At 51.3% G+C, this 14,326-nt stretch carries 11 protein-coding genes and 2 pseudogenes; 5 read left to right on the top strand and 8 right to left on the bottom strand.

Going from position 1 to position 14,326, the window contains the following annotated elements; translation table 11 throughout:
* Positions 1-27: 27 nt before the first annotated feature.
* Positions 28-972 carry a leucine-rich repeat domain-containing protein gene (locus CS369_RS09885; RefSeq protein WP_196906949.1) on the bottom strand — a complete coding sequence of 315 codons (945 nt, stop codon included), beginning with the start codon at positions 970-972 and terminating at the stop codon, positions 28-30.
* Between the two features lie 552 nt (positions 973-1,524).
* Positions 1,525-1,869, bottom strand: a complete 345-nt coding sequence (locus CS369_RS09890; protein WP_196906950.1) for a YebY family protein — start codon at positions 1,867-1,869, stop codon at positions 1,525-1,527.
* 217 nt (positions 1,870-2,086) lie between these two features.
* Between CS369_RS09890 and CS369_RS09895 the strand changes: the two genes are divergently transcribed.
* The gene (locus CS369_RS09895; protein WP_196906951.1) at positions 2,087-2,776 is read left to right on the top strand and encodes a DJ-1/PfpI family protein; all 690 of its coding nucleotides are present in this window, start codon (positions 2,087-2,089) and stop codon (positions 2,774-2,776) included.
* 47 nt (positions 2,777-2,823) lie between these two features.
* On the opposite strand, the gene CS369_RS09900 is transcribed toward CS369_RS09895, so the two are convergent.
* Both CS369_RS09900 and CS369_RS09905 read right to left on the bottom strand, forming a co-directional pair.
* Positions 2,824-2,997, bottom strand: coding sequence for a hypothetical protein (locus CS369_RS09900; protein WP_196906952.1), 174 nt, complete (start codon positions 2,995-2,997; stop codon positions 2,824-2,826).
* 168 nt (positions 2,998-3,165) lie between these two features.
* Positions 3,166-3,429 carry a hypothetical protein gene (locus CS369_RS09905; RefSeq protein WP_244664923.1) on the bottom strand — a complete coding sequence of 88 codons (264 nt, stop codon included), beginning with the start codon at positions 3,427-3,429 and terminating at the stop codon, positions 3,166-3,168.
* Positions 3,430-3,718: 289 nt separating this feature from the next.
* Between CS369_RS09905 and CS369_RS09910 the strand changes: the two genes are divergently transcribed.
* Positions 3,719-4,783 carry a malate/lactate/ureidoglycolate dehydrogenase gene (locus CS369_RS09910; RefSeq protein WP_196906953.1) on the top strand — a complete coding sequence of 355 codons (1,065 nt, stop codon included), beginning with the start codon at positions 3,719-3,721 and terminating at the stop codon, positions 4,781-4,783.
* A gap of 39 nt (positions 4,784-4,822) precedes the next feature.
* On the opposite strand, the gene CS369_RS09915 is transcribed toward CS369_RS09910, so the two are convergent.
* From CS369_RS09915 to yebS, 4 genes and pseudogenes are all read right to left on the bottom strand, one after another.
* Positions 4,823-5,014, bottom strand: coding sequence for a YebW family protein (locus CS369_RS09915; protein WP_196906954.1), 192 nt, complete (start codon positions 5,012-5,014; stop codon positions 4,823-4,825).
* Between the two features lie 74 nt (positions 5,015-5,088).
* Positions 5,089-6,567: a 16S rRNA (cytosine(1407)-C(5))-methyltransferase RsmF gene (gene rsmF, locus CS369_RS09920; RefSeq protein WP_196906955.1), complete on the bottom strand. Its 1,479-nt coding sequence runs from the start codon at positions 6,565-6,567 to the stop codon at positions 5,089-5,091.
* A gap of 108 nt (positions 6,568-6,675) precedes the next feature.
* Positions 6,676-9,226 (bottom strand): annotated as a pseudogene (locus CS369_RS09925) (MlaD family protein).
* Positions 9,174-10,487: pseudogene (yebS, locus tag CS369_RS09930) on the bottom strand (membrane integrity lipid transport subunit YebS). The pseudogenes CS369_RS09925 and yebS overlap by 53 nt, the downstream one beginning before the upstream one ends.
* A gap of 365 nt (positions 10,488-10,852) precedes the next feature.
* Here yebS and CS369_RS09935 point away from each other — a divergent pair.
* The 3 genes from CS369_RS09935 to prc all read left to right on the top strand — a co-directional run bounded on the left by CS369_RS09935 (position 10,853) and on the right by prc (position 14,217).
* Positions 10,853-11,359: a GAF domain-containing protein gene (locus CS369_RS09935; protein WP_196906956.1), complete on the top strand. Its 507-nt coding sequence runs from the start codon at positions 10,853-10,855 to the stop codon at positions 11,357-11,359.
* 84 nt (positions 11,360-11,443) lie between these two features.
* Complete coding sequence (gene proQ, locus CS369_RS09940; RefSeq protein WP_196906957.1) at positions 11,444-12,145, top strand: RNA chaperone ProQ; 702 nt, start codon at positions 11,444-11,446, stop codon at positions 12,143-12,145.
* Positions 12,146-12,165: 20 nt separating this feature from the next.
* Complete coding sequence (gene prc, locus CS369_RS09945; protein WP_196906958.1) at positions 12,166-14,217, top strand: carboxy terminal-processing peptidase; 2,052 nt, start codon at positions 12,166-12,168, stop codon at positions 14,215-14,217.
* Positions 14,218-14,326 lie beyond the last annotated feature (109 nt).

Genomic DNA, 14,326 nt, shown 5'->3' on the forward strand with positions numbered 1-14,326 from the left:
GGACATAATCAGTATGTCAGAAGATCTCTAAAAGTGAATGGTTCGGTTTACCGGGATACTTACAAAGGGAGTGGGGTAACCTATCAGGGATTTTTTTAATTTGTTATGATGCACAATCAGAAAATCGATAGAGTCAGGTAGCTTGTCAGGCAGCTTAGTTAGTTTGTTATAACTTACGTCAAAAATCTCAAGGAAATCTGGTAACTCATTGGGAAGAATGGTTAATTTATTATGGCTTGTGTCTAAAACCTTAACTGAATCTGGTAGTTTTTTAGGCAAGGCAGTTAATTTGTTATGACTTACATTTAAAGATCTAATGGAATTTGGCAAATCATCCGGTAATTTAGTTACTAAATTATTACTTATATCTAAAAATTCTATAAAATTAGGTAAATGTCTAGGTATTGTGTTTAGTCTATTATTTTTTAAGTTTAAGCCCAAAAGAGAATCTGGTGGGTTTCTAATTGTACCCTCCAATCGGTTGTTTTCAACGTCTATAATTAAAATAGATGAGGGTAAATTTTCAGGCAATATTTTCAGAAGATTATTTGATAGTAATAACTTAGATAAATTTTTGGGTAAGTTTTTGGAGAGAGTGATTAACTTGTTGTTTTTGGCATCTATAACTTGAATGTTTTCTGGTAAGCGTTCAGTCAATGTATGAAGCTGGTTTCTACTAATATCCAAAGTCTTAATCTGTTTGGGAATTGCGCCAGGTAATGAGCTTAAGTTCAACATATTCAAATCAAGGGAATCAGTTTTCCTTTCCAGCGAATCTTGCATTCTTCCCACTGCAACGTCTCGTTGTTCACCCATACCCTGTGAGGAATTTTTTTCCCATTCTGACCAAATCTCATAATACTCCAATTCACATTGCTCTGATGTTGTCGTCTGCGAAGAAATAGCTATTGCTGGCGTTGTATCCATCAATGATTTTGAGTATAAAACACTCTCATTTTTAATAGTAAGCATGTTAACTATCCTGTACTATCCTATTAATTGGTTTTTATAATGTTCTCCTAAAGAAAGAGATTTGTGATATTAAATAATAGGAGTTACGGTGAAATGTGTATAGATGCCAGAGCGTGAGGAACCTAAATTGAAGGTAATACAATTTACTGTAACACCTTTCTCATGCAGGAGATTATTGCCGTTCGGCGTTATGCCAAGCTTGTTCTGGCTAAAGATAGCTATGTGAATTTACACCAAATACATAATTTAGGGCCGATTTCGGGCATTTTCGGACGGAGTCAAGAAAATATTATACAATCAAAGAGTTAAAAAAAGACCGAATACGATTCCTGTATTCGGTCTAGGGAAATGGCTCTTGGGAGAGAGCCTTGCGCTAAAAGTTGGCATTTATGCAAGCTGAATCAGCCTTGCCCTTTAAAGCGTAGCCAACTTCTCACTGATTACCAGTGTTGCAGCGGAGTTCGTTTCATAACTGGAACAACTTTCACACCTCTGGGTAACGCACTATTATCTATGTATTAACATGTGGCTGAAATATAGTCAGTTTTTAAATCACCCTGCGTTACAAAGCTGTTCACCACGTTCGATGAATGGCTGTAAATCTTTCTTCTTGCCCGGTGCTGTGGGGTCGTCCAGCCAGATGACATCGATCGGTTGTCCATTAACCTGGCCATTTTTCATTTGTGCCTGTGCGGCCGCGTTAAGCGGGTACTGCATCAGTGTTCCGGTGTTCAACGCAAAAACAGCCTTACCAAGGCGGCAAATCAATTGGACCTCTTCACGAGTAAACGCCCAACGTTCGCCATATTGCTGACGGCTTAACGTCACCAACTGGGCGGCGGCAACGGCATCAGCGCCAAGCGTGGCAAGGGTTAGCGCTAAAATGATCTTTTTCATCGTGGTATCTCTGTGCTGAGCTGATAACGTGGCAAAATTACCTATAGTTAATCAGCGAGTTACATGAATGAATCTGAACGCGATCATAAGGGCTGCGCGCGGTGAAGTCGAGTCATGGATACCATCATCGTGGTTGTCATCGTTGATATTCTGATTGAATCCCTGATAAAAACCTGCGCATGCTAAGCAATATCACCTAATCACAGAGGACGTTGTCATGGCTGATTCTCCCGCACTCTCCATCGGTTTTCTTCTTTTTCCCGGTGTAACCCAATTAGATTTGACCGGGCCTTACGAGGTATTCGTGCGCGCGCCGGGTGCTCAGGTGTACTTGATTTGGAAAGATATTGCGCCAGTTAATTCCGATCGCGGTCTGGCTATTCTGCCTACCGTTACCCTTGATGAATGTCCTGCGTTAAACGTTATCTGTGTACCGGGTGGACCCGGACAGATTGATTTGATGGACGATGACGAGGTGTTGGACTTACTGCGTCAAAAAGCGAAGGAAGTTAAACTGGTTACCTCGGTGTGCACCGGATCGCTGGTGTTGGGAGAGGCGGGTTTACTGCAAGGCTTTAAGGCAACCACCCACTGGGGTTCGCTCGATCAATTGGCGTTGCTGGGGGCTCAACCGGTTGAGGAGCGCGTAGTGCACGACGGGAACCGTATTAGTGGTGCTGGAGTGACCTCAGGGATCGATTTCGCACTAACCGTGGTGGCAGGACTGTACGGCGAGGCGGTCGCGCAGGAGATTCAGTTACAACTGGAGTACGATCCCGCGCCGCCGTTCAACTCAGGTTCGCCGCGATCGGCAGCGTCCGAGCTGCTTCAGGCGGTGCGTCTCAAGCAGGCCGCGTTTGTTGAAAAGCGCAGGCAGGCGACGCAACGCGCTGCGGCAAAATTATAGGCTTTTCACATCAGGGCAGTAAAACGCCCTGATGTTCATCCAATCAACTATCCTCGCCCACCGTGTCCGCCATAGCCAGGGCTGCCTCCACCGCCACCCGGACCCATCGGCCCTTGCATTGGGCCACCGCCGCCATGTCCGCCGCCAGGACCCGGCCATATGCATCCACTTAAGGATGTGGTGATGACAATCGCCATTAATACGCAGAGCATTTTTTTCATGATTCACCTCTCAGTAGACGGGGGAATTTTGCGTGGCGGTTATACAAAGCGGAATAGGGCTAAGGCGGATTTTCGAATTTTTAACGCTTGGTAAATATCTCGATACGTCTTACCAAACATTACAGAATTCTACGAGAAAAGGATCGATGCCATCACCGTAGTGAGCGGTTATTGGCACTGGTAAATGGTGTACTCATTTTTTTCCGGATTGATAATACAGAATCGGTTACCGGAAAGGCGCTGCGCCAGATAGCCTTCTTTGGTGACGGCCGAAGGCACATAGCGTGAGCTGTCAACTGAGTGTAACAGACCGCTTTCAATGCGTTGTTTGGGCATCAGTACACTAAACGCCACTGTGTTATCGACAATCACGGCAGAAGTCATGCCAATCGGATGACCCGGCAGCGTTTTCACTTCACCCTGACAGTTCATACCTTGTGGCGCGGAGCAACCCGCTGTAAGCAACAGCAGGAGAGCGAGGGGTATTATAGCGCAGGCAGGCGTGGGGCTGAGGGGGTTAATCGTGCTGCTAACAATAGGCCATGGTTTTGATCTTGGTTAACGCAATGGTGCTCAATGCGTGATGAGGCATTTAATCCCTGTGATTTCAGCGGTAGGATAATGAGGCAAACACAATAATCATCTATAACTCCCTCTTTTACATGATATTAGAAAATCTGATATCTGGAGTCGGAAGGGAAATAATCAAGGAAATTGTCCTATGCTAATCTCCGAGCGTCAGCTTCGAGACGTTACGCGCCTTTTATTACAAAAGGCAGGTTCACAGGCTGATGAGGCGCGCTGTGTTTCCGATCACCTGGTGAATGCCAACCTCAAAGGCCATGATAGTCATGGCGTCGGAATGTTGCCGCACTATGTGGCATTCATCGCGAAAGGGATCATGCATCCTAATACGCCGGTGCGTTTGTTGCGTGACGGTGGCGCGGTATTGCAGTTCATCGGCGATCGTGGTTTTGGTCAGCGCACCGGCAAAGAAGCGATGGAGCAGGCGATTGCCATAGCAAAAACCACCGGTGTGTGCCTGATGACGCTGGCCTCCACATGCCACCTCGGGCGGATTGGCACCTACGGTGAAATGGCTGCTGAAGCGGGGATGGTGGCGATTCATTTTGTCAATGTGAACGATTTGGATCCCATTGTAGCACCCTGGTGCGGCCGTGAGGCGCGCTTTGGCACTAACCCCATCTGCATTGCGTTTCCCAAAAGTGAACATAACCCACCGTTTGTGCTCGATTTTGCCACCAGCATCGTGGTGTTGGGGAAAACCCGTGTGGCCTATCTGGCGGGCAAGACGTTTGATGAAGAGGTGATGCTCGATAGTCAGGGCGTGTCTACCAACGATCCTAAGGTGATGTGGAAAGATGAAAAACAGGGTGCGCTGAAACCCATTGCGCGCCATAAAGGCGGCGGGTTGGTGCTGGCGGCAGAGATGCTGGCAGGGCTGCTTTCCGGAGGCGGTACAATCCAGTCGGAGAACGAACGCAAAGGCTCGATAATGAATAATATGACCACGATCGTTATCGATCCGGAGGCAATGGTATCGATGGACTGGCTGCAAAAAGAGTATGACGCCGTGCTGGACTATGTGCGGACCTGCCCGGCGGCGGATGCTGAATATCCTGTGCTGATTGCCGGTGAGCTGGAGCGTATTGCCTGCGCGCAGCGTCAGGCTAACGGAATAACGCTGTCCGATCAGGAGTGGGCCAATATCGTTGCTGCGGGCGTGTCGTTAGGGATGACGGAGCAGGAGTTTGCTATTATTTGATGCCCGCATCATGGCGCGTATGCCCGTTGTGCATACGCGTCAAAACTCGGCGCGTTCATGGGCTGGGATCCAATAGCCGTCGATAAAATCCTCTATGGGAAAACATCCCGCCCGTCGTAAATGCTGCTCATCCATCGCACTCAGGCACTGCGCTTCATTTAGATAGGCATCAATGACCAGATTTTCGCAGCCGTGGCCGATATAACAGATAAAGATAACCAGTGCGTACATAGGCGTGTACCCTCCCAGTCAGTGGCAGTAGCCCTAGCGAGAGTGTAGATGAAAATGAGGCACTGGGTGTTAAACTACCCCTGTTTAACGTGCTGCGTGCAGGCACCGTCACGCACCAGTTCGCGCGGAAGGTTGTTTTTTATACGGCTGCCGATGCGTTTGGTTAATCCGATCGGCGTATGCTGATAGGTAAGCACCATCTCATCGCCGGTGGGGAGCTCGTCAGGATAACTGTCGCGACCCTGATACCATTCACAAGCAAGCGCGTCGCCGAGTGCGTAAGCGTGCTGTGCCTGTGCATCTGCCAGCGCAACGATGGCCTCATGTTGCCAGCGAAAACCTTTGGCATAGCGTTCCGCCAGTTTGATACCAATGCGCGAGAAGCGTATCTTGCCAAACAGCGCGCTGAGTGCGGTGGGAAACAGCCAGATTTCATTGTCACGCAGCCAGAGTTGTTGCTGCTCCGGGTCCCAGATCAGGCCCGCCTGATTGGCCGAAAGCGTCACAGCTTGTTTGTCTTTGCCGGTTAATGGCGTGAAGGGAAACTTACCCACGTTAAAACGCGGTGCGGGTAACGGGGTAATGGGCGCAGTTTTGCGCAACCGCGCGACAAAGAAACCTTCACTGTCATAAATTTGCGGGAACACGTGGAGATATTCCTCTTCAGTCAGCGCCTCTTCTGCGCCGGGGAAGAGGTCACCTAACGCTTCAATCGCACAGGCCTGAGGGAATGCATCGAGCAGATGCTGGCACACCTGCTGATTTTCCTGTGCGTTGAGCGTACAGGTTGAGTAAATCAGCACACCGCCAGGCTTTAACGCATGAAACGCGCTGACGATCAATTCCTTCTGGGTCTGCGCCAGCTCCGCCATACTTTCCGGTGACCAGTGGCGCATCGCATCTGGGTCTTTGCGTACTACCCCTTCGCCGGAACACGGCGCATCAAACAGAATGGTGTCGAACGTTTCAGGCAGGGCAGCACCAAAAACACGGCCATCGAAGTGCGTCAACGCGCTATTGTGTACGCCGCAGCGGCTGATATTGGCATGCAGCACCTTGACCCGGCTGGCCGAATACTCGTTAGTGACGATCCCGCCGTTATTGTTCAAACGTGCGGCAATTTGTGTGGTTTTCGAACCCGGCGCAGCGGCCACGTCTAGCACCAATGGCGATGGGGTTGTCTCACGTGACAATAACGCGCTTTCCTGCGCGTAAAACAATGTGCTGACCGGCAGCATTGAGCTGGATTCCTGCAAATAAAATAGTCCGCTCAAATGGCCAACCGTGTTACCCAATCGCAGTTGTGTTTCATCCGGGCTGACCACCCAAAATCCTTCTTTACACCAGGGGATTGGCGCTAATTGCCAGCCCCAACCCGCGGCCAGTGTCAAAAAGTCATCCACGCTAATCTTCAACGTGTTAACGCGCAGACTACGTCTTAACGGACGCTGGCAGGTAGCAATGAATTCATCAAGGGACAAATGCGTAGGCATGATGTCTTGAATCGCCTCGAGAAACTCGGAGGGCAAAGAAGGAGAGAGGGGTTTCACCACGGTGGTAATATCTCGTTACAATAGCAGAAAAGTGCGGGTAGTATTCTGATAGTGTAACACGGCGTGCGGCTGCCGTCGCTCATCACGCGACGGCAGGAGCAACGCAGGCTATTCAGGAATGGCGGTACCCCATTCGCGCCACTCTTTGGGTTCTTGGCCCAATAGCAGAAAATGCTTACCGGGTGTGGCAATCGGCGCTAAGGGAATCGCGGGCGGGGTGGCGAAGGCGATACCGCCGCGAATAAATTGCTGGAAGGTGCCGGTTTTGAGTAAACTGCCGCCCAAACCAAATTCCAGGTTGTAGCCGGATGCCAGCCAGAATACCGAGTTGCTGCGTACCAGATGCTGGTGTCGCTTGCTGATACGCAGTGCCACCATCACCCTGTCGGACAGTGGCCCCAGAGACAGCCCAGTAACGGTTGCCACTTCAACGCTGCGAAACAGCACCGGTGTTCCCACTTGCAACGCACCGGTTTCCGGCGCATCAACCACAATATTCAACCCATCCTGATAACGGGAATCGGAAATGGTCGCCTGTTGTAACTCGAATTGGCGCTGTTGCGCGCCATTGCCTGGTTCGACGTTAATATAGGGCTGGAGCAAGGCTTCCAGATGATCGACGCCTGCCGCTGAGATCTGTGGCGTCACCACTGAAAAGCGCGTGCCGGCGCGAGCAAAGGCGTTGACGTATTCTGGGTAGAGCACCGCTTGCGCCAAGACATCGCTGCGCTGCCAATTTCAGTGAATCCAACCGACCGATCTCAATACTAAGGTAACGAATCGGCATACCCGCGGAGAGAGAACTGGCGTCATAAGTGCGCAATTCGATACGACTACCGATCGCACGTGCAGCGGTTTCAGTGTTATACAGCAGCCGTTTTCCGCCTTTGGTTTCGGGAGCCCCGTCGAGATTATCGAAGCTGATGGCCCCTTTGATCGCACGGTTGAGGGGCGCGGCCTGAACCGTCAGCCCGGAGGTGTTCAGCTGCACGCGGGCACCACCCTCGGCCCAGAACACGCTGCGTTCGGTCAGCAGTTTGCGGTATTCCGGATGCAGGTAAACCTGGACTTCAAAGGTTTCTGCACCGGGACGAATGCGCATAATTTCGCCGACCTGAAACTTGCGGTATAACACAACCGAGCCTTCCTGGATGTCTGGCAGGCTCTCGGTGACCAGCGTTAAGGTTGGGCTGGGCGTGCTGCCTTTGATGCCCTCCTGCGCATTATCCCGATCGCTAAACAGGGTATAGCGAGCTAATGGCTCACCCTGCGTACCGGGTAACACCATCACACCGCCGCTGAGCCTGGCACCGATCATTTGCACGCCCTCCAGCCCCAGCTTGACGTTCAGCCTGCTGTTGACAATAAAGGTGCTGTCTTTGTGCAGCAGAGTGCGATATTCGGGTTCAATGGTGACATCGAAGGTGACGCCTTTTTCGGTCAACGTGCGCTGAATGATCTGCCCGATTTGTACGCCATGCAACAGAACAGGTTGGCCGACATCAATGCCATAGCTTTGTGCGGCAGACAACTGAACGGTCAGCGTATCGGGACGTAATGCCAGCGTGCCATCAATCAGTGGGAATGTCTGGCGCGGTTCCCCATCGCCGGGAATCAACGTCAGCGTTGGGCCGGTGAGCAGGCGGGAGAGGTTAAGTTCGTTCAAGGTCAGCCGTGGCTTGGTCAGCTCAATGCGCGTGCCTTCCCGCATCAGCGGCACGACAGAGGGATCGATAATCAACTGTCCGCTGACATTACCGTTGCTAGGGTACTGCACCAGCTTTTGTACACTGCCTACTTCCAACCCCTGATACAGCAGCGGTGTCTGCCCGGCTTTCAGCATATTGGCGTAGGGAAGCGTTAAGGTAATCGCCACCCCGCGCTGGCTTTGGGCCCGATTAGGGTAGAGTTGGTAAGCCTGTTTATCGCTATCATTCGGTGAATCAAACGCGATAGCGCCATTGACCAGCGCCGCCAGGCTTTGCATTTCCACTTTGGCACCGTCTGGGCTGATATCCGCCTTGGTGCCAGACACGTTCCAAAAACGGCTCTCTTTCTTGATTAAATGGGTGAAGCGGCGCTCAATCAGGACATCAACTGTCACGCCTTTATTATCTGGAGTTACGGTGTAATCGTACACTTTTCCGACCGGGATCTTGCGGTAATACACCAGCAACTCCCCGCTGTTAACCCGGTATTTCGGTTGGGTATCCAGCGCAGAAAAGTGCGCTTGCGGCTCGCCGTGGCCGGGCATCATACCGATATAGTTACCGCCAACCAGGGCATCAAGGCCGGAAACGCCCGCCAATGAGGCTTTGGGGGTTACCAGCCAGAATTGAGTACCGCTGCGTAGCTCTTCTTTCATGTCGCTTTTAATACTGGCTTCCACTTGGATGGTACGCAGGTCTTCGCTCAGCGAGATGTTTTGTACCATCCCGATTTCGACGCCTTGATAACGCACTGGGGTTCTACCAGCCACAATGCCGTCAGCAGAGATAAAATCAATGGTAACCGTGGTGCCACGCTCTTGCTGGTTGGTATAGAGCAACCAGCCCGCAATCATCAGTGCAATAAAGGGCAGCAGCCAGAACGGCGATATACGACGCTTATGCTTGATCGCAGTTCGTGTTGATTCGGGTGTTGTTGAATCGTGTTCCATGGGTATCCCACATTAATCGGCTATCCAGCCATTCCGCAGTGAGAATGGTCAAAATAAGGGCCGCACCGAAATAGAAGACCGCCGGGTCTAAGGTAAAAGCCAACAGTTGGTCGCGGTTTACCAGCGACATCATCAAAGCGATGACGAACAGATCCAGCATTGACCAGCGGCCAATCCAGATCATGGCACGTAACAGGCGCATACGCGTCATGATAGAGCGTTGGGAGCGCAGATGTATGCTCAACAGCAAGGAGCTCAGCACGATAACCTTGGTGAAGGGCACCAGTATACTGGCGATAAAAACTACCGTTGCGACAGGCACATTGCTGTTTGCCAGCGAGATAATGCCTGACAGGATGGTATCCTCTTTGCGCGCGCCATTGACGTAGAGAATCGAGATAAGCAGCAGGTTGGCCGGCACCAGAAATACGATGGCGCTGATCAACGCCGCCCAGGATTTTTGCAGGCTATGGCGCCGACGTGCTCGTAACGGGCTATGGCAGTGTGGGCAGTGCCCCCGGGGGTCCGGCGCGCTGGTCAAATGGCAGGCCAGACACAGGCGATAACGTTCCGGGTTGATCACCGGATGCAGTCGTGGGTAGAAACGCAGCCAGAGCTGATCCGGATTGAGGTGAATCAAGGTTAACAGACTCAGCAAGGTCAAGGTGAGATAGGCCACCAGACCGTGGCCTATCTCAATATCGGAAAACCCGCGGATCTTGATGGCCGCGACGGCCAGCCCGACCAGATAAATATCCAGCATCATCCAGGCTTTCAATTTTTCCAGTAATAGCAGAATAGGCCGCAGATTCATACCAATGCACGGGGCAAAAAAGAGATATAGCAGGGAAGCCATTAGCGTAACCGGCACGCCTACGGTACAGAACGCCACCATACTGGCGGTAACCGGGTGTCCTTACTTGGTCATTTGCCAGATGCCTTCAAACAGGCTGGCATTGATCGCGACACCCAGCAACCGGATGTCGAGCAGGGGGGCGGTATAGGCGAAAGGCATTAACAGCAGCATCGCCGTGGCCATCGCTGCCAGTCGCGTCATTGACCAGTCACGCCCGGAACCGACTCGGGTGGCACACTGTGGGCAGGTGGCATACTCCCCTTTGCGCATTGCCGGAAGCAGAAACAGCATGTCGCAGCCATGGCAACGGTGATAGCGCCCATAGGCAACGCTAGAGCGTGCCTGGGTGACGGGCGGGCGCTGAGCGCTATGCGTGGCAGAACCCACTATGCTGTATATTCTCATTACGCCGGATTGCGCTGTGAAGGTCGTCAGCATCATAGCCTACTTCCGGGCGTGCACGGTAATTGAATGTGTAGGGTCGGTTTCAGGAAAATCAGATGCCAGGGCAGGGGAATGAAATGTGCGCAATACGCTGACGAAGTGAATGTTGTTGTGGCATGCTGTGCAGTATGTCTCAATTCATCCTGTCACGTTTATGTGAATAAAAACGCAAAAGCGTATATCCTTCTTCTCTTGTGGGAGACCTTGCCAGTGTTGTCAGCAGGGTGATTGAAATTGTGGGATGAGGCCTCTGAGTATCGATGCTTGTCGCGTCAATCGCTTAGGGGTGGCGTACTTCGGTATTTGGAAAAACTGAATTATTATTTATGAACAAACCATCATTTTATAGGGATCTTGTCAGCGATCTTACCTCACTGATTACGGGTGAACGCCGCTTTATCACTATTTTGGCCAACAGCAGTGCGCTTCTGTTTGAGCGCCTGGAGGGAGTCAATTGGGCGGGTTTTTATCTTCTGGATGATGACACGCTGTTTCTTGGGCCATTTCAAGGCCGGGTTGCCTGCGTGCGCATTCCTTCGGGCAAAGGTGTTTGTGGGCGCCCGATAGCGGAAAACCGCATTCAACGTGTCGATGATGTGCATGCTTTTCCTGGTCACATCGCCTGCGATGCCGCCAGTAATGCCGAGATCGTGTTGCCGCTTTCGGTGAACGGCCAACTGATTGGCGTGCTGGATATTGATAGCACGTCCTATGCGCGTTTTGACGCGGAAGACGAAGAAGGTCTTAAAGCGCTGGTCGCCGTGCTCTGCGTACAATTGCAACAGAGCGATGTGCTGATTTTTATCAATTCTCTCACGCAGAGAGAAGGATAACGTAGCAATTGCTGATGGCGTCATTATAATGTCGCCTGTTCATGCCTGCTCTGGTTGGCAAACCCGTTGTAATCAGGAAATTTCATGGAAAATCAACCTAAGTTGAACAGTAGTAAAGATGTCATTGCCTTTTTGGCAGAACGGTTTCCGCTTTGTTTCACCACTGAAGGTGACACTCGGCCTTTGAAAATCGCTATTTTTCAGGATCTTGTCACGCGTGTGTCAGAGACTGACAGTGTAAGTAAAACGCAATTGCGTTCTGCATTGCGCCTTTATACCTCCAGTTGGCGTTACCTGTACGGTATTAAGCTGGGTGCGCAACGTGTGGATTTGGATGGCAATCCGTGCGGTGAATTGGAACAGCAGCATGTCGATCACGCTCGCAAGCAGTTGGAAGAAGCGAAAGCGCGCGTTCAGGCGCAGCGAGCTGAGCAGCAAGCAAAACGTCGCGCTGCGGGTGAAACCACCAATCAACCTGCGCGTCAGCGTAAACCTGCCCCGCGCCGCGATCGCCCTGCAGCCGACAGCGCTCCGCGCCCACCTCGTGCCACTGCGCCGCGTGCTTCTGCGCCTCGCCAGCCCAAAGCGGCTACCGAGTGTGCGCCGCAACCGCAGCGTGTTAATGTGACGGATATTACCGCCCTGAAAATTGGTCAAGAGATCAAAGTCAGAGCGGGCAAAGACGCCATGGACGCTACGGTGCTTGAGATTGCCAAAGGTGAAGTTCGGGTTCAACTGGCTTCCGGTCTGGCAATGATTGTGCGCGCAAAACACTTGCAGTTCTGATACGGAGGGCCAACCAGGGCATGAACACATTAATCCGAATGACGGTGCTTGCTGCCGCATTGTTTGCAGGCGTGAGCGTGGCCAAAGAAGCACCTGTCTCGCGCAGTGAAGCGATTGCACGCAGTGAGATGATCACGCGTACAGATCAGATTCCCCAACTGCACCAGGAACTTCAGCATGCCACCGATAGCGATCGCATCTCACTGCGTTTCTTACGCTCGCACTACCGGCAGATAGCGCTCGATGAACAATTCTCCGAGAAAATTTTCAACCGCTATCTCAACATGCTGGACTACAGCCATAACGTGCTGTTGGCCTCCGATATCGCCGAATTTGCGAATCAAAAAGGGCAGTTGGGCGAAGATCTGAAAGGCGGCAAACTGGACGTGCCCTATGCGCTCTACAATCTGGCCCAAAAACGCCGTTTCGAGCGTTTGCAATATGCCCTATCCGTATTAGAGAAACCCATTGATCTCACAGGAACAGACTCCATTGAGCTGGATCGCAGCAAATCGCCGTGGCCGAAAAATGTCGGTGAACTGAACCGCCTGTGGGATGCCAAAGTAAAATATGACTGGCTGACGTTAAAACTCACCTATAAAGATGACAAAGAGATCAAGGAAACGCTCACCAAGCGTTACCAGTTTGCCATCCGTAGTCTGGCGCAGAGCAACAGTGAAGACGTTTTTCAACTTGTGATGAATGCGTTTGCGCGAGAAATGGATCCCCACACCAGCTATTTATCACCGCGTAATACGGAACAGTTTAATACTGAAATGAGCCTTTCTCTGGAAGGTATCGGCGCAGTGTTGCAAATGGATGATGATTACACGGTCATCAACTCCATGGTGGCGGGTGGCCCGGCGGCAAAAAGTAAAAGCATCACCGTTGGCGATCGCATTGTCGGCGTCGGACAAAACGGCAAACCGATGGTAGAAGTGATCGGCTGGCGGCTTGATGACGTGGTGGCATTGATTAAAGGCCCCAAAGGCAGCAAGGTGCGACTTGAGATCTTGCCCGGTGGCAAAGGCACCAAAACCAAAACCGTTACTTTGACCCGTGAGCGTATTCGTCTGGAAGATCGCGCGGTGAAAATGTCGGTTAAAACCATGGGTAAAGAGACCATCGGGGTGCTGGATATTCCCAGTTTTTATGTGGGCTTGACGGATGACGTCAAAGTGCAATTGCAAAAGCTGGAAAAACAGAATGTCAGCAGCATTGTGATCGACCTGCGTGGCAACGGTGGCGGTGCGCTGACCGAAGCGGTAGGACTTTCCGGTCTGTTCATTCCCAGCGGCCCTGTAGTGCAAATCCGTGATAACAACGGCAAGGTGCGTGAAGACAGCGATACCGATGGCTTGGTCTACTATAAAGGCCCACTGGTTGTGCTGGTCGATCGTTTCAGTGCGTCGGCATCAGAGATTTTCGCCGCCGCCATGCAGGACTATGGCCGTGCATTAATTGTGGGTGAACCGACCTTCGGTAAAGGTACGGTGCAGCAGTATCGCTCCTTGAACCGTATTTACGATCAGATGCTGCATCCAGCGTGGCCGGGATTAGGTTCCGTCTCCTACACCATTCAGAAGTTCTACCGTATTGATGGCGGCAGCACGCAGTTGCGCGGTGTCACGCCGGATATTCTGATGCCAACGGGCACAGAAGCGGTTGAAACCGGTGAGAAATTTGAAGATAACGCTTTGGTCTGGGACAGCATCAATGCAGCACGCTATGGCAAGCTGGGGGATCTGAAACCCTATATCAGTGCGCTGAAAGAGCAGCACCAGTCACGTATTGCCAAAGATCCTGAATTCCAATATATCATTCAGGATGTTGCCCGTTACAATGCCAATAAAGAGAAACGTAATATCGTTTCCCTTAATTACGCGCAGCGTGAAAAAGAAAATAACGACGACGAAGCATTACGTTTGAATCGTCTTAACGAACGTTTCAAACGCGAAGGTAAAAAACCGCTGAAATCTTTGGACGATTTACCCAAGGATTATCAGGCTCCGGATGCCTATCTGGAGGAAACGGTGCATATTGCCAGCGATCTGTCGCACAGCGTGAAATAACCTCACTCCACGCAGTAAAGCCCCCTGTCAGCCTAACGGTTGACATGGGGTTAATGAGATGGTCACCCCCACCCTGTAGCGGTACGCTGACAGGGTGTTTTTCTTTCAG

Origin of the sequence: Candidatus Symbiopectobacterium sp. 'North America' (assembly GCF_015762685.1) — a bacterium.
Lineage (GTDB): Bacteria > Pseudomonadota > Gammaproteobacteria > Enterobacterales > Enterobacteriaceae > Symbiopectobacterium.